The organism is Micromonospora sp. D93 (assembly GCF_018070365.1).
In the GTDB taxonomy this organism is placed as follows: Bacteria; Actinomycetota; Actinomycetes; order Mycobacteriales; family Micromonosporaceae; genus Micromonospora; species Micromonospora ureilytica.
Map to the genome: position 1 here is coordinate 39,645 of NZ_JAGPXW010000030.1, position 13,165 is coordinate 52,809.

General features: G+C 72.1%; 15 protein-coding genes. 11 read left to right on the forward strand and 4 right to left on the reverse strand.

The annotated features are described in order from the left end of the window. Positions 1 to 33 precede the first annotated feature (33 nt). Entirely contained in the window at positions 34 to 804 is a 771-nt protein-coding gene (locus KBX71_RS26920) for a hypothetical protein (RefSeq protein ID WP_210820589.1), read from the reverse strand. Next, complete coding sequence (locus tag KBX71_RS26925) at positions 801 to 1,253, reverse strand: NUDIX hydrolase (protein ID WP_210820629.1); 453 nt, start codon at positions 1,251 to 1,253, stop codon at positions 801 to 803. The genes KBX71_RS26920 and KBX71_RS26925 overlap by 4 nt, the downstream gene beginning before the upstream one ends. A 109-nt stretch (positions 1,254 to 1,362) precedes the next feature. Between KBX71_RS26925 and KBX71_RS26930 the strand changes: the two genes are divergently transcribed. From KBX71_RS26930 to corA, 4 genes are all read left to right on the forward strand, one after another. After that, a complete protein-coding gene (locus KBX71_RS26930; RefSeq protein ID WP_124821422.1) occupies positions 1,363 to 1,755 on the forward strand; it encodes a cyclic nucleotide-binding/CBS domain-containing protein in 393 nt (130 codons plus the stop codon). 83 nt (positions 1,756 to 1,838) lie between these two features. After that, a complete protein-coding gene (locus KBX71_RS26935) occupies positions 1,839 to 2,297 on the forward strand; it encodes an ester cyclase (protein WP_210820590.1) in 459 nt (152 codons plus the stop codon). 106 nt (positions 2,298 to 2,403) lie between these two features. Continuing rightward, on the forward strand, positions 2,404 to 3,498 hold the full coding sequence (locus KBX71_RS26940) for a PLP-dependent aminotransferase family protein (RefSeq protein ID WP_210820591.1): 1,095 nt from the start codon (positions 2,404 to 2,406) through the stop codon (positions 3,496 to 3,498). A gap of 325 nt (positions 3,499 to 3,823) precedes the next feature. Beyond that, a complete protein-coding gene (gene corA, locus KBX71_RS26945; RefSeq protein ID WP_210820592.1) occupies positions 3,824 to 4,978 on the forward strand; it encodes a magnesium/cobalt transporter CorA in 1,155 nt (384 codons plus the stop codon). Positions 4,979 to 5,060: 82 nt separating this feature from the next. Here corA and KBX71_RS26950 read toward each other — a convergent pair whose 3' ends face one another. Further along, the gene (locus tag KBX71_RS26950; RefSeq protein ID WP_210820593.1) at positions 5,061 to 5,840 is read right to left on the reverse strand and encodes a hypothetical protein; all 780 of its coding nucleotides are present in this window, start codon (positions 5,838 to 5,840) and stop codon (positions 5,061 to 5,063) included. Between the two features lie 84 nt (positions 5,841 to 5,924). On the opposite strand from KBX71_RS26950, the gene KBX71_RS26955 reads away from it, so the two are divergent. Both KBX71_RS26955 and KBX71_RS26960 read left to right on the forward strand, forming a co-directional pair. After that, positions 5,925 to 6,455 (forward strand): peptidylprolyl isomerase, encoded by a 531-nt coding sequence (locus tag KBX71_RS26955; RefSeq protein WP_210820594.1) that lies wholly within the window; start codon positions 5,925 to 5,927, stop codon positions 6,453 to 6,455. A gap of 91 nt (positions 6,456 to 6,546) precedes the next feature. Beyond that, positions 6,547 to 7,458, forward strand: coding sequence for a rhomboid family intramembrane serine protease (locus tag KBX71_RS26960; RefSeq protein ID WP_196929026.1), 912 nt, complete (start codon positions 6,547 to 6,549; stop codon positions 7,456 to 7,458). A 68-nt stretch (positions 7,459 to 7,526) separates the two neighbouring features. Here the strand turns inward: KBX71_RS26960 and KBX71_RS26965 are convergent, their stop codons facing one another. After that, on the reverse strand, positions 7,527 to 7,952 hold the full coding sequence (locus tag KBX71_RS26965) for a PH domain-containing protein (RefSeq protein WP_210820595.1): 426 nt from the start codon (positions 7,950 to 7,952) through the stop codon (positions 7,527 to 7,529). A gap of 93 nt (positions 7,953 to 8,045) precedes the next feature. On the opposite strand from KBX71_RS26965, the gene KBX71_RS26970 reads away from it, so the two are divergent. The 5 genes from KBX71_RS26970 (at position 8,046) to KBX71_RS26990 (ending at position 13,148) form a co-directional block, all read left to right on the forward strand. After that, complete coding sequence (locus tag KBX71_RS26970) at positions 8,046 to 9,218, forward strand: acetyl-CoA C-acyltransferase (RefSeq protein WP_210820596.1); 1,173 nt, start codon at positions 8,046 to 8,048, stop codon at positions 9,216 to 9,218. Positions 9,219 to 9,274: 56 nt separating this feature from the next. Then, positions 9,275 to 10,288: an aminoglycoside phosphotransferase family protein gene (locus KBX71_RS26975; protein ID WP_210820597.1), complete on the forward strand. Its 1,014-nt coding sequence runs from the start codon at positions 9,275 to 9,277 to the stop codon at positions 10,286 to 10,288. A 111-nt stretch (positions 10,289 to 10,399) separates the two neighbouring features. Then, on the forward strand, positions 10,400 to 10,906 hold the full coding sequence (locus tag KBX71_RS26980; protein ID WP_124822476.1) for a hypothetical protein: 507 nt from the start codon (positions 10,400 to 10,402) through the stop codon (positions 10,904 to 10,906). 90 nt (positions 10,907 to 10,996) lie between these two features. Beyond that, complete coding sequence (locus tag KBX71_RS26985) at positions 10,997 to 11,689, forward strand: response regulator transcription factor (RefSeq protein ID WP_124822475.1); 693 nt, start codon at positions 10,997 to 10,999, stop codon at positions 11,687 to 11,689. A gap of 28 nt (positions 11,690 to 11,717) precedes the next feature. After that, the gene (locus tag KBX71_RS26990; RefSeq protein WP_374102648.1) at positions 11,718 to 13,148 is read left to right on the forward strand and encodes a sensor histidine kinase; all 1,431 of its coding nucleotides are present in this window, start codon (positions 11,718 to 11,720) and stop codon (positions 13,146 to 13,148) included. Positions 13,149 to 13,165: the final 17 nt, after the last annotated feature.

Below are 13,165 nucleotides of genomic sequence, written 5' to 3' on the forward strand. Positions count from 1 at the left end.
CCCCGGCCGGGTGTGCCGCTCCGGCCAACCGGGTCAGCCGGGCAGGGCCGCCAGGTCGGCGAGCATCATCAGGCGCTCCTCCGCGCTGAGCGCGGCGTACGGGCCGGCGGCCCGCCGGTCGGTCTCCAGCTCGATGGCGAGCCGTTCGGGGCTGGCCGGCAGGGCGGCGATGCTCGACGCGGTGTGCCCGGCGGCGGCCCAGGCGGCGGCGTGCGCGTCGGCCCGGTGGTGGCGCAGCGTGCTGAGCCGGTTGAGCAGCAGCACGCCCGACGGGGTGCCGTCCGGCTCGTACGGGGGCGCCAGCGCGGCGAAGGCCGACCCGCCGCCCGGGTCCTCCTCCTCGTCGGCCAGCACGAGGGCGTACGACAGCAGCCGGCCGAGCAGGGCCACCAGCCGGGCCACCCGGTCGTCGTGCCCGGCCCACAACTCCTCGGTGACCTCGGCGTGCACCTGGTACAGCTCGCCGAGGAAGGCGGCGCCTCGCTCGGTGGCGGAGAGCGCGCCGTCCGGGCCGCGGTAGATCATCCCGTGTGCCACCTGCTTGTCCACGGTCCGCCGGCAGGCCACCGGGTCCTGGTAGCGGGTGATCGCCGCGAACCCGGGCCCGTCGACCGTCCCACCGGGTGCGGCCAGCCGGGTGCGCAGGTCGACCAGAAAACCTGTCGCCGTGATTCCGCCGTAGCGCTGGGACAACTCGGCGCCACCACCGTCCCGGCCGGCCAGGATGCCGGCGCGGAAGGTCCGGTCCACGGCCGGCGCGAGCAGCCCGGCGATCCGGTGGGGCGCCAGCTCGACGGTGTTCACAGACCGATCGACCGCAGGACGGCGAAGCCCTCCTCCGCGATCCGTCGGATCAGCCCGTCGTTGACGTCGCGGTGCTCGTCGAGAACTGTCACCTCGTGTTCGGCCAGCCAGCGGTACTCGGTGTGCTTGCCGGCCTCCAGCGCCGGGCGGTCGAGGTCACCGTCGACGCGGACCAGGAAGTCGTACTCGGTCCGGGCCAGGCCGTCGTCGCCGACGTAGCTGTACTCGCCCACCTGACCCAGGACGTGCGAGAGGACCCAGCCGGTCTCCTCGGTGATCTCCCGGCGTAGTGCCTCGTCGATGTCCTCGCCCGGCTCCAGGTGGCCGCCCACGATGTCCCAACAGTCGGGAAAGAGGCGTCGTTGTGGTGAGCGGCGCTGAAAGAAGATGCGGCTGTCATGGTCGACGATCAGCGCGCCGGCGCAGCGCAGGGGCTCGGTGGACACCATCCGACAGTAGCCAGCCTCCGCAGCATGTGCGATGCCGCTCTTGTCCCGGAAACATCCACCGACCACCATGTCCGTACCGAATGCCACCGTCCCAAAGGGGTGATGCGTGATGCAGGTACGGGATGCGATGTCCAGCCAGGTCCTCGTCGTCGGTCCGGAGCACACGCTCCGCCAGGCGGCCCGGATGATGTCGGCCCGCGGTGTCGGGTCGGCGGTCGTGATCGACCCGGACTCCGAGGGCGTGGGGATCATGACCGAACGCGACGTGTTGAAGGCCATCGGCGCCGGCCTGGACTGCGACGTGGAACGCACCGGCGCCCACCTGACCTGGGACGTGGTCTACGCGGGGCCGGAGTGGACGGTGGCCGAGGCAGCCGCCGCGATGGCCCGGGGTGGGTTCCGGCACCTGGTGGTGCTGGACGGCCGGGAGGTGGCCGGCGTGATCTCCGTCCGGGACATCATGCGGGTCTGGTCGGAGAGTCAGGCGGTCGCCACGAGCTGACCGGGGGTGGTGTGCCGGGCCGGATCGATGGGTAAGCATCCCTCACGGGCGCGGAGATGCCGTGGCCCGTGAGGGAGGTCCCGATGCCCGACGCGGAGCGGCTGGTCGAACAGCAGTACGCCATGCTCCTGCGCCGGGACGTGGCCCGGCTGCCGGATCTCTACGCCCCGGAGGCGTTCTACGCCATGCCGGGGGTGACGGTCCGTCCGATCGAGCTGCCCGCGCTGCTGCGCACCTGGACCGGCGCCTTTCCGGACCTGCGGATCGACCCGATGGGCGCGGTCCGCACCGGCGGTGGCGCCGCCGTCGAGCTGCGCCTGACCGGCACCCACACCGGCACCCTGCATTCGCCGTACGGCACCGTCGCGCCCACCGGCCGCCTGGTGAGCTGGGAGGTGGCCGACGTGGTCCGGGCCCGCAAGGGTCGGATCACCGCATGGCGCTCCTACTTCGACTGGAGCCAGCTCCTCGACGCGCTCGGCGTGCAGTTGGAGGGACTTTCCCGGGCGGCGCACCACGACGCGCTCGCCCTTCCGGTCTGATCTGTCGCCGACCGGTGGAGTCGGGTCACCCGTCCCGGTGGCTCAGGATGCGGACATCGCCGTGCCGTCCGCGCGTCCCCCACCGCCGCCCGTACGCTCAACATCCATGACCGCCGAGCAGTTGATCTCCTTTGCCCGTGGGGCTCCCTCGCTGGACATCGTCGATGTCGAGGGGCTCAAGGCCGCCGCCGTCCGCGCCTTCGACGCCGACCCTGCGGGGGTCACGGCGTACGGCACCTCCGTCGGCTACCTTCCGCTGCGAAAGTGGATCGCCGAGAAGCACGGGGTGGAAGCCAACCAGGTGCTGGTCACCAACGGGTCGCTTCAGGCCGACGCGTTCCTCTTCGACCACCTGGTGCGCCCGGGCGACGCGGTGGTGGTGGAACGCCCGACGTACGACCGGACGCTGCTCAACCTCCAGCGGATGGGCAGTGAGCTGCACGGCATCTCGGTCCAGCCGGACGGCCTGGACACTGCCGAGCTGCGCAAGCTGCTGGAGTCGGGGGTCCGACCCCGGCTCGCGCACGTGATCCCGAACTACCAGAACCCGGCCGGCATGACGCTCTCGGAGGGGAAGCGTCGGGAGCTGCTCGACCTGGCCGCCGAGTACGAGTTCACGATCTTCGAGGACGACCCGTACGCGGACATCCGCTTCCGTGGCGAGGCGCTGCCGTCGATGCTCTCGCTGGACACCCGCAACGTGGTGGTGCACGCGTCGAGCTTCACCAAGACGGTCTGCCCGGGTGTCCGGGTCGGTTATCTGGTCGGCCCGGCGGACCTGATCGCCGACATCGCCAAGAACGCGACCAGCCTCTACATCTCGCCCGGCATGGTGTCGCAGGCGATCGTGCACCAGTTCTGCGTCTCCGGTGACATCGACCGCTCGATCGAGACGGTCCGCGCGGCGCTGGGTGAGCGGGCCCAGGTGCTCGCCGAGTCGTTGCGCCGGCACCTGCCGCAGGCGCGCTTCGTGGAGCCCGACGGCGGCTACTTCCTCTGGGTGGAGTTCCCGGAGGACGTGCTGGTCGACCGGCTGGCCCCGGCTGCCGCCGAGCGTGGGGTCGCCGTGGTCAAGGGCAGCGACTTCATGGTGGACGGCGGCCAGCACGCCCTCCGGTTGGCCTTCTCGGCGGTGACCGCCGACCGGATCGACGAGGGCGTCCGTCGCCTCGCGGAGGCCGTCGAGGCCGTCCGAAGCTGAGTTAACTGTCGGGTTCCCGACAGAACGACGATACCGGCCGCCCCGAGGCTCCCCTCCGGGCGGCCGGCTGGCCCACAATGCTGCGAGCGTCACCCCGTCAGCTGCGGAAATCACCGCCCGGCCTCCCAGCCGGCCCAGCCCGGGTTGACGCGGCAGCATCACCTCCCGCCCCCACAGGTGCCGGGTGGGCCGTGTCGTCCCCGCACACCCCCCGATGCGGCCCGGCCCACCCGGTGCCGCCCCCGCCACGCGACCGCCGTCACACCGGTCCTCGACCGCGGTCGGCGTAGCCTGCAAGCCGCAGCTGAGCGCGGGAGGTGACGCGATGACGGATCGGACAGAGCGGGACCGGACGGCACCGTCGACCACCGGTCGGGTCCTGCGACCACGGGCGTGGCCCTCGCCGGTCCGGGCGATGACCCGGATCCTCAACGCCGACGGCTCGCCGCCCGCCCCGGCCCCGGCGGGCCCGGGCACCGGCCGCAGCGCGGTGGTCGACTGCGCGCTCTACGTCGACGGCAAGCGGCAGCCCGGCGACTGGACGTACGCGGAGGCGCTGGCTGCGGCCCGCCGCGAGGAGCACGGCTTCGTGTGGATCGGTCTGCACCAGCCGGAGCTGGCCGAGATGACCGCCATCGCGGAGACCTACGGCCTGCACGAGTTGGCCGTCGAGGACGCGGTCAAGGCCGAGCAGCGCCCCAAGCTGGAGCGGTTCGGCGACGTCGTCTTCCTGGTGCTGCGCACCGCCCGTTACTGCGAGCACACCGAGCTGACCGAGAACTCCGAGGTCGTGGAGACCGGGCAGGTGATGCTCTTCATCGGCCCGAACTTCGTGATCAGCGTCCGGCACGGGGATGCCTGCCGGCTCGCCCCGATCCGGGCCGACCTGGAGACCAAGCAGGAGTTGCTGCTGCACGGCCCGTGGGCGGTGGCGTACGGGGTGACCGACCGGGTGGTCGACCTCTACCTGGAGGTGGCCGAGCAGATCGAGGACGACCTTGACGTGCTGGAGGCGGAGGTCTTCGACCGGCAGGGCCACGGGCGGATCCAGCGGATCTACCAGATGAAGCGGGAGCTGGTGGAGTTCAAGCGGGCGGTGGTGCCACTGCAACGGCCGCTGATGACGCTGACGTCCCAGGTCAACCGGGACGTGCCCAAGGAGATCCGCAAGTACTTCCGGGACGTGCAGGACCACCTGAGCCGCACCGTGGAGCAGGTGAACTCCTACGACGACCTGCTGAACTCGATTCTCCAGGCGCGGTTGGCCCAGGTCACCGTCGACCAGAACAACGACATGCGCAAGATCGCCGCGTGGGCCGCCATCGCCGCCGTCTGGACCTCCATCGCCGGCGTCGAGGGCATGAACTTCGACAACATGCCCGAGCTGAAGATGACGTACGGCTATCCGGTGGCCCTGGCCCTCATGCTCGGTGTCTCGCTGGCCCTCTACCGCTGGTTCCGTCGCAACGGCTGGCTCTGATCCTGCGGTAGCGCCGCTCACGCGGAAGCGCCGACGAGCGGGGTGAACCCGCTCGCCGGCGCCCGATGCGCTGTCGCTGACGTCAGCGGCGGCCGTTGGTGCGGGCCGTGTCCTTGCCCAGCGCCTTGGTGAGGTCGTCGGTCGGCCGACCGGAGACGTCCGTGGCGCCCTCGGCGACCGACGGGACCTTCTCGGTCGGGCGGACACCTGTCTGCTTGGCCGGGGCGGTGGTGCTGGCGCTGGAGCCGCCGGCGACCGCCGAGCTGCCCGCGCCCGTCATTGCCGCCGCGCCGGACATGGCGGAACCGTCGGACCCCCGGGTGGCGGACGGCGTCCGCACCTCGATCGAGTCGACCTCGTCGCGCATCGGCTCCAGGGTGCTGCGGGTCGGGTCGTACTCGGCCCACTCCTGCTGCTCCCGGCGGCGACGCAGCGCGACCGCGCCGGCCAGACCGGCGATGGCACCCGCCGCCAACAGGCCGGTCATCATCGAGCCGCGACGACGCGGCTGCTTCTTCTTACCGGTGATCCGCATGGTCTTCGACTTGGCCTTCCTGGTCAGCGGCCCTGCCTGTGCGGCGCCGTCACGAGCAGCCGCCGCCAGCGGTGCCAGCGTGGTGAGAGTCGTCCCCCAGCCGGTCGCCGCGCGGTCGCGTACCTTCACCGCGGTCGGCCCGACGTAGCCCCGGGCCACCTGGACCCGCGGGCCGACGGTCGCGCCGGCACCCTTCGCGGCGTGGTTGGCTGCCTGCATCAGGTGGCTGATGCTCTGGTTCAGTTCGGCCTTAGCCAGCTGCCCCTGGGACTTACGCCGCCCGGATCCAAACACGGTCCTACCTCCTGGGAGTTGTTCCTTCGTCATCCTCCACCTTCGGATGCCTCCGCGATGCCAGATCGGGCACATGGGAGGATCCGCATGGAACTGACCAACGAGTGAGGAGTACCCGTGGCCGAGGCTGTCTACGCCACCCTGCACACCAACGCTGGCCCGATCCGGCTGGAGCTCTTCCCGAACCACGCGCCGAAGACCGTCCGTAACTTCGTCGACCTGGCCGAGGGCAACCGTGAGTACACCGACCCGCGCACCGGTCAGCCGGGCAATGGTCCGTACTACGACGGCACCATCTCGCACCGGGTGATCAGCGGTTTCATGGTCCAGATGGGCGACCCGACCGGGACCGGTCGGGGCGGACCGGGCTACAAGTTCGCCGACGAGTTCCACCCGGAGCTGCGGTTCGACCGTCCCTACCTGCTGGCGATGGCGAACGCCGGACCGGGCACCAACGGTTCGCAGTTCTTCATCACCGTGTCTCCGACGCCGCACCTCAACAACCGGCACACCATCTTCGGCCAGGTGGCCGACGAGGCGTCGGTGAAGATCGTGGATTCGATCGCGAGCACCCCGACCGGTCCGAGCGACCGTCCGCTCCAGGACGTCGTCATCGAGCGGGTCGAGATCGAGCGGTCCGCTTCCTGAGCGACAGGCGAGGTACCTTTGCTCGCATGATTGAGCGCTCCGGAGCACGGCCGGTGCCGGTAAACCGTGTGGTGGACGGAGGGTCGGCCCGGTGAGCGAGTCTCCGCCGACCACCCCGGTCTGCTACCGGCACCCCGGTCGGGAGACCTACGTCCGGTGCAGCCGCTGCGACCGGCCGATCTGTCCGGACTGCATGCGCGATGCGTCGGTCGGGCACCAGTGCCCGGAGTGCGTCAACGAGGGGCGTCGCAGTGTCCGGCCGGCGCGTACCGCCTTCGGCGGCGGTACGGCCGGCCGGCACGGCTATGTCACCAAGGCGTTGATCGCCGTGAACGTGCTGTTCCTGCTGGTCTCCATCGCGTCCGCCCGGGGCGGGGACGCGGCGGTGGGTGGCTCCGGCTTCGGCGGCCTGATGGGTGGCAGCACGCCGCTGACCGAGTGGGGTGCGGTCCTCGGCCGCGCCTACCTCTCCGACTTCACGCTCGGCGGGATCGCCGAGGGCCAGTGGTACCGGCTGGTCACGGCGATGTTCCTGCACTACGGCGTGCTCCACCTGCTGCTCAACATGTGGGCGCTGTGGGTGCTCGGCCGGTCGCTGGAGGCCAACCTCGGGCGGGTGCGGTTCGCCGCGCTCTACCTGATCGCGGGCCTCGGCGGCAACGTGGCCGCCTACCTGTTCAGCAGCCCGCGGGCGGCCACCGTCGGCGCGTCGACGGCCGTGTTCGGCCTCTTCGCCGCGCTGATCATCATCGAGCGCCGGTTGGGCCGGGACATCTCCCGGATCATCCCGATCCTGGTGATCAACCTGGTGTTCACGCTGGCCGTGCCGGGCATCTCCATCCCCGGGCACCTGGGCGGGCTGGTGGTCGGCGCCCTGATGGCGTTGGTGCTCGCGTACGCGCCGCGTGGTCGGCGGACGCTGGTGCAGGTCGCCGGTGCGGCGATGATCCTGCTGATCCTGCTCGCGCTGGTGCTCTTCCGCACCGCAGCACTGCTCACCTGACGGCTCGATCGAGATCTTGGAAGGAAGGTGCCCCCAGAGGGGCGGTTTCCTTCCAAGATCTCGGGGTGTCAGGAGCGGCGGGCGGCGCGCAGCTCGGCGGCTACCTCTTCCGGGGTGGTGCCCAGGTCGTAGCGGCTGAAGAGGTGCAGTGACTCGCCCGCGTCGATCTCCAGGACCTCGGACGTGAGCCCCAATCGCGGTCGACGGTCCACGGTGATCGCCTCGATCGCCGGCCAGGGCAGCAGTCGGCGACCAGCGAACCCGCGGATGACGGTGAGTCCTGCCGGATCCACCGCCAATCGGACCGGTGCGATCAGGTCGCGTACCGCCCAACCGGCCAGCGCGGCTGCGGCCAGGACGGCCAGCGCCAACCGCACCGGGTCGCCATCGGCGAAGAGCAGCCCGAGCGCGACCAGCAGGACCGCGCCGGCCAGTTTCGCCGCCGGCAGGCTTGCCGGGACCCGCCACTGCCGGTCCGGGGAGATCTCATCCACCCGCCCAGCATGCCAGCGGTCCGCCGGCTGGGGCAGTGCCGTGGGCGCCGGACGACGTAGGATCGGGGCAGCCCAAGTTACCGGGGAGTAAACATGAGTGACGCGGTCATCGTCGGCGCGGTACGTACCCCCGTCGGGCGGCGCAAGGGCAGCCTCGCCAGCGTCCACCCGGTCGACCTCTCGGCGCACGTGCTGCGCGCCCTCGCCGAGCGCACCGGGCTCGACCCGGCCCAGGTCGACGACGTCTTCTGGGGCTGCGTGTCCCAGGTCGGCGAGCAGTCGTGGAACATCGCCCGCAACGCCGTGCTCGCCGCCGGCTGGCCCGAGACGGTGCCCGGCACCACTGTGGACCGGCAGTGCGGCTCCAGCCAGCAGGCAGTGCACTTCGCCGCCGCGACGGTGCTCTCCGGCCAGGCCGACCTGGTGGTCGCCGGTGGCGTCGAGTCGATGACCCGGGTGCCGATGGGTTCCAGTGTGGCCGGCGGCATGCCGTTCAGCGATCAGCTGCGCGCCCGGTACCGGGGCGTCGAGGGCGTCGCCGACGACGCACCGCTGCCGTTCAACCAGGGGGTCGGGGCCGAGCTGATCGCCCAGCGGTGGCGGCTCTCGCGTACCCAACTGGACGAGTTCGCGCTGGCCAGCCACGAGAAGGCCGCCGCCGCGCAGGACGCCGGCGCGTTCGACCCGGAGCTGACCCCGGTGCCGCTCGCCGATGGTGCCAAGTTCGCCGCCGACGAGGGCATCCGCCGGGAAACCTCGCTGGAGAAGCTGGGTGAGCTGGCCACCCCGTTCCGGGCCGACGGAGTGGTGACCGCCGGGTCCGCGTCCCAGATCTCCGACGGGGCCGCGGCCCTCGCGGTGACCACCTCCGACTGGGCCAGCCGGCACGGCCTGCGCCCGCTGGCCCGGATCCACACCGCCGTGGTCGCCGCCGACGACCCGGTCACCATGCTGACCGCCCCCATCCCGGCCACCGCGAAGGCGCTGCGCCGCGCGGGGTTGGGCATCGAGGAGATCGGGGTGTACGAGGTGAACGAGGCGTTCGCCCCGGTGCCGCTGGCCTGGCTGGCGGAGACCGAGGCCGACCCGGAGCGGCTCAACCCGCGTGGCGGGGCGATCGCCCTCGGGCACCCGCTCGGCGGCTCCGGTGCCCGGATCATGACCACGATGCTCCAGCACATGCGGGACAACGGGATCCGCTACGGCCTGCAGACCATGTGCGAGGGCGGCGGCATGGCCAACGCCACAATCGTCGAGCTGGTCTGACGCGGGGCGGGAAAACTCCTCGCCTCGACCCGGAACGGCCGCCTAGGGTGCCCAGCGTGACGACGATCGCCGGTGAGCACGCCCCCGACTGGTCCAGCGAGCAGTGGCAGCTGCGGGCCCGGTCCTGGGTCGACGCGCAGTTGAACCGGGCCGGCCGCCGGGTGACCGGGCTGGTGGAGCCCCGGGTGCGTCCCTGGTCGCTGGTGTGGCGGGTGCCCACCGACGACGGCCCGGTCTGGTTCAAGGCCAACAACCCGGGCACTGTGCACGAGGCGGTCCTGATCGCGGCGCTCGCCGAGTTGACGCCCGACCGGGTGCTGACGCCGATCGCTGTGGACCCGGCGCAGGGCTGGTCGTTGCTGCCCGACGGTGGTGAGTCGTTGCGTGACGTGCTGGCGCGTGACCCCGATCTGGCGCACTGGGAGCGGGCGCTGCCCGGGTACGCGGCGCTGCAACTGGCCAGCGCGTCGCGCGCGGACGGGCTGGTCGCCCTGGGTGTGCCGGATCAGCGTCCGGAGGTGCTGGCCGGCCTCTTCGTCGAGCTGCTCGACGATCACGAGGCGCTGCTGATCGGCGCCGAGGGCGGGCTCGGTGCGGAGATGCACGAGCGGCTGCGGGCCGAGCTGCCGTCGTACGCGCAGCGGTGCCGCCGGCTCGCCGACCTCGGCATCCCGGCGACCGTGCAACACGACGACCTGCACGACGGCAACGTCTTCGCCGGCGACGCCGGGTACCGCTACTTCGACTGGGGTGACGCCTCGGTGGCCCACCCGTTCGGCACGCTGCTGGTGACCCTGCGTTCCATCGGGCACGCCAGGAAGCTCGCCGCCGACGACGTTCAACTGGTTCGGTTGCGCGACGCGTACCTGGAGGCGTGGACCGACAGGTACGACCGCCGGACCCTCGTCGAGGCCGCCGACCTGGCGATCGGCCTGGGGCCGGTGAGCCGGTCGCTGTCCTGGCGTCGAGCACTGGACACCGCCGAGGAGTCGCGCGCCGAGTACGCCGACGCGGTCCCGGGCTGGCTGGAGGAGCTGTTCGCCGCCAGTCCACTTCAGCCCAACTCCTGACCATGATCCGTCGGAGTCGGAAGTCGGACAGGCTGTGCGACAGGCGGCGTGGAACTTCCAAAAGTCCCGCGTGACCCACGTCACCCCGGTAAGGACGTCGTTGGGCAGGTCATGGACGTCTTCTCCCGAACGTTCCTCCCGGCCGCCGCTGAGGCTGGCCTGGCCGTGCAGACGGTGAGCCGGCACATGCCGGTCTTCCGGCGCTGCGTCGGCTCCGGTGACGCCACCATCCTGGTCACCCGTTGCAGCCGCCCCGACCGCCCGGTCACCGGCGACTACCTGTTACTGCTCACGCACCGCCGCCTGGTGGTGACCCAGCAGACCCGCCTCCTGCACCGACTGCGCCTGCACCTCAACACCGAGTTGCGCGAGCTGAGCAACGTCACCTGGAGCCCGGACCCGCGGCTGCAGTCGGTCGAGATGGCGGCCACCGCGATCGACGGGATCCGTGAGCGGTTCCTGATCCGGACCAGCCACCCGAAGCAGGTCTGGCAGCTCGACGCATTGCTCAACCAGGCGTTCCGGACCCGCCTGCGGCCGCCCGGAGCGCGGGTCGTCGCCAGCATCGGTGACACACCGGCCGTCGCGCGGCCCGGGATGTTCGCCCCGTCCTGGTGAACTGACACCTCATCGGGTGTCGCCCCGCCTTTACCGAACTCGAACATGCTCCGATCGCGCCGAGCCCACCGGGTCGGCAATCATGGGCCGGTGACAGTCGAACCACCGCATCGCGGGCTCGTCCTCGTCGTGGAGGACGAGCCGGCCATCGCCGACCTGGTCCGGCTCTACCTCACCCGGGACGGGTTCGGCGTCCACCTGGAACGTGACGGCGAGGCCGGTCTGAGCGCGGCCCGCCGGCTGCGCCCGGTGGCCTGCGTCCTGGACATCGCGCTGCCGGGCCTACCCGGCACGGAGATCTGCCGCCGGCTGCGCGAGGCCGGTGACTGGACCCCGGTCATCTTCCTCACCGCTCGGGACGACGAGGTGGATCGGATCGTCGGCCTGGAGTTGGGTGCCGACGACTACGTCACCAAGCCGTTCAGCCCACGGGAGCTGGTCGCCCGGGTGCGCGCGGTGCTGCGTCGATCCGCAGGCGGCCCGGAGGGCGCGGACCGACCACGTGTCGTGGGCCCGGTGACGCTCGACCCGGCCCGCCGCACGGTCACCGCCGCCGGCGCCCCGGTGCAGCTCACCTCCACCGAGTTCGACCTGCTGGCCCACCTGATGGCCCGCCCCGGCCGGGTCTTCACCCGGGAGGAGCTGCTGGCCGGGGTCTGGGGCTACGCGGCGCACGCCGGCACCCGGACGGTGGACGTGCACGTCGCCCAGGTGCGGGCGAAACTCGGCCCGGCGAGCGTGATCCGGACCCATCGCGGCGTCGGGTACGCGGTCGATGCCTGACCGCACCGGGCACGTCGAGTCGCCGACCATGGCCCTGCCGGTGGTCGGCGCCACCCCACCGGCCGCACCGCGACGAGGCCGATTCGGCAGTACGCTGACCGCCCGCGCGGTGCTCGTCACCTGCGCGGTGGCGCTGGTGTCGGTGCTGGTCACCGCCATCGTCGCGGTGCCGTTGGCGATCCGTGGCGCGGAGCGCAGCGAGCAGGAGGCGCTCGCCGCCCAGGCCCGGCTCGCGGCCGAGGTGCTGCGTACCCGCCTCGACCGGGGTCGCAGCGCCGACGAGGAACGGCTCATCCAGCAACTACGTGCCCAGGGCATCGACGCGTACCTGATCCGGCGCGGGGCGGTCGACCGGGCAGGTCTGCCACCGCGGGTGGTGCAGCGGATCGGGCAGGGCCGCAACGTGTCGGCTCGTCGCTCGGTCAACGGTGCGCGGGCCCTGGTCGAGGGTCGGGCCCTGCCTGGCGGCAACGGGGTGGTGCTCTCCCGTCCCCTGGCCAACGGGCTGTGGGCCCAGGTGCTGCTCAGTCTCTGGTTGCCGCTGCTGGCCGGCTTGACCGCCGGTGTGGTGGCCGGCCTGCTGCTGGCCCGTCGGCTGGCCCGGCCGATCCGGGTCGCGGCCACCGCCGCCGCCCGGCTGCGCGCCGGTGACCGCGCCGTCCGGGTGCCGGTCGAGTCGCCGGACGAGGTCGCCGACCTGGCCGAGGCGTTGAACGGGCTGGCTGCCGCGCTGGCCACCAGCGAGGGTCGACAGCGGGAGTTCCTGCTCTCCGTCTCGCACGAGCTGCGCACCCCGCTGACGGCGATCCGGGGGTACGCCGAGGCGCTCGCCGACGGGGTGCTCGGTGCCGACGACACGGTGGACACCGGTCGGACGGTGCTGGCGGAGGCCCAACACCTGGACCGGCTGATCGGTGACCTGCTGGCACTGGCCCGGTTGGAGGCCGCCGACTTCCCCCTCGAACCGGTGCCGGTGGACCTGACCCGACTGGCAGTGGACGCGGAGCCGACCTGGTCCGGTCGGTGCGCGGCGGTGGGCGTGCTGTTCCGGGTGGAGACGCCCGGTCAGCCGGTGCCCGCGTACACCGATCCGGGGAGGATCCGGCAGGTGCTGGACGGGCTGCTGGAGAACGCGCTGCGGGTCGTACCCCCGGGGTCGCCGGTGGTGCTCGCGGTTCGGCCGGCCGGCGCGGACCCGGCGCACGGCGGCGTGTTGGAGGTCCGCGACGGCGGGCCCGGCTTCACCGACGACGACCTGGCGGTGGCCTTCGAACGCGGCGCGCTGCACGAGCGGTACCGGGGGGTGCGCAAGGTGGGCAGCGGGTTGGGGTTGGCGCTGGCCGCCGGGCTGGTCCGCCGGTTGGGCGGGGAGATCACCGCCGGCCACGCGCCGGAGGGCGGTGCCGCCTTCACCGTCCGGCTGCCCGGTGATCCTTACCTGACCCGAACATCGGCCTGACGCTCCGCTCGTCGTTC

Excerpts from the sequence above, each read along its gene's own strand:
- KBX71_RS26925 (WP_210820629.1), bottom strand. The coding sequence starts at position 1,253 with ATGGTGTCCACCGAGCCCCTGCGCTGCGCCGGCGCGCTGATCGTCGAC.
- KBX71_RS26930 (WP_124821422.1), top strand. The coding sequence starts at position 1,363 with ATGCAGGTACGGGATGCGATGTCCAGCCAGGTCCTCGTCGTCGGTCCG.
- KBX71_RS26935 (WP_210820590.1), top strand. The coding sequence starts at position 1,839 with ATGCCCGACGCGGAGCGGCTGGTCGAACAGCAGTACGCCATGCTCCTG.
- KBX71_RS26940 (WP_210820591.1), top strand. The coding sequence starts at position 2,404 with ATGACCGCCGAGCAGTTGATCTCCTTTGCCCGTGGGGCTCCCTCGCTG.
- corA (WP_210820592.1), top strand. The coding sequence starts at position 3,824 with ATGACGGATCGGACAGAGCGGGACCGGACGGCACCGTCGACCACCGGT.
- KBX71_RS26950 (WP_210820593.1), bottom strand. The coding sequence starts at position 5,840 with ATGACGAAGGAACAACTCCCAGGAGGTAGGACCGTGTTTGGATCCGGG.
- KBX71_RS26970 (WP_210820596.1), top strand. The coding sequence starts at position 8,046 with ATGAGTGACGCGGTCATCGTCGGCGCGGTACGTACCCCCGTCGGGCGG.
- KBX71_RS26980 (WP_124822476.1), top strand. The coding sequence starts at position 10,400 with ATGGACGTCTTCTCCCGAACGTTCCTCCCGGCCGCCGCTGAGGCTGGC.
- KBX71_RS26990 (WP_374102648.1), top strand. The coding sequence starts at position 11,718 with ATGGCCCTGCCGGTGGTCGGCGCCACCCCACCGGCCGCACCGCGACGA.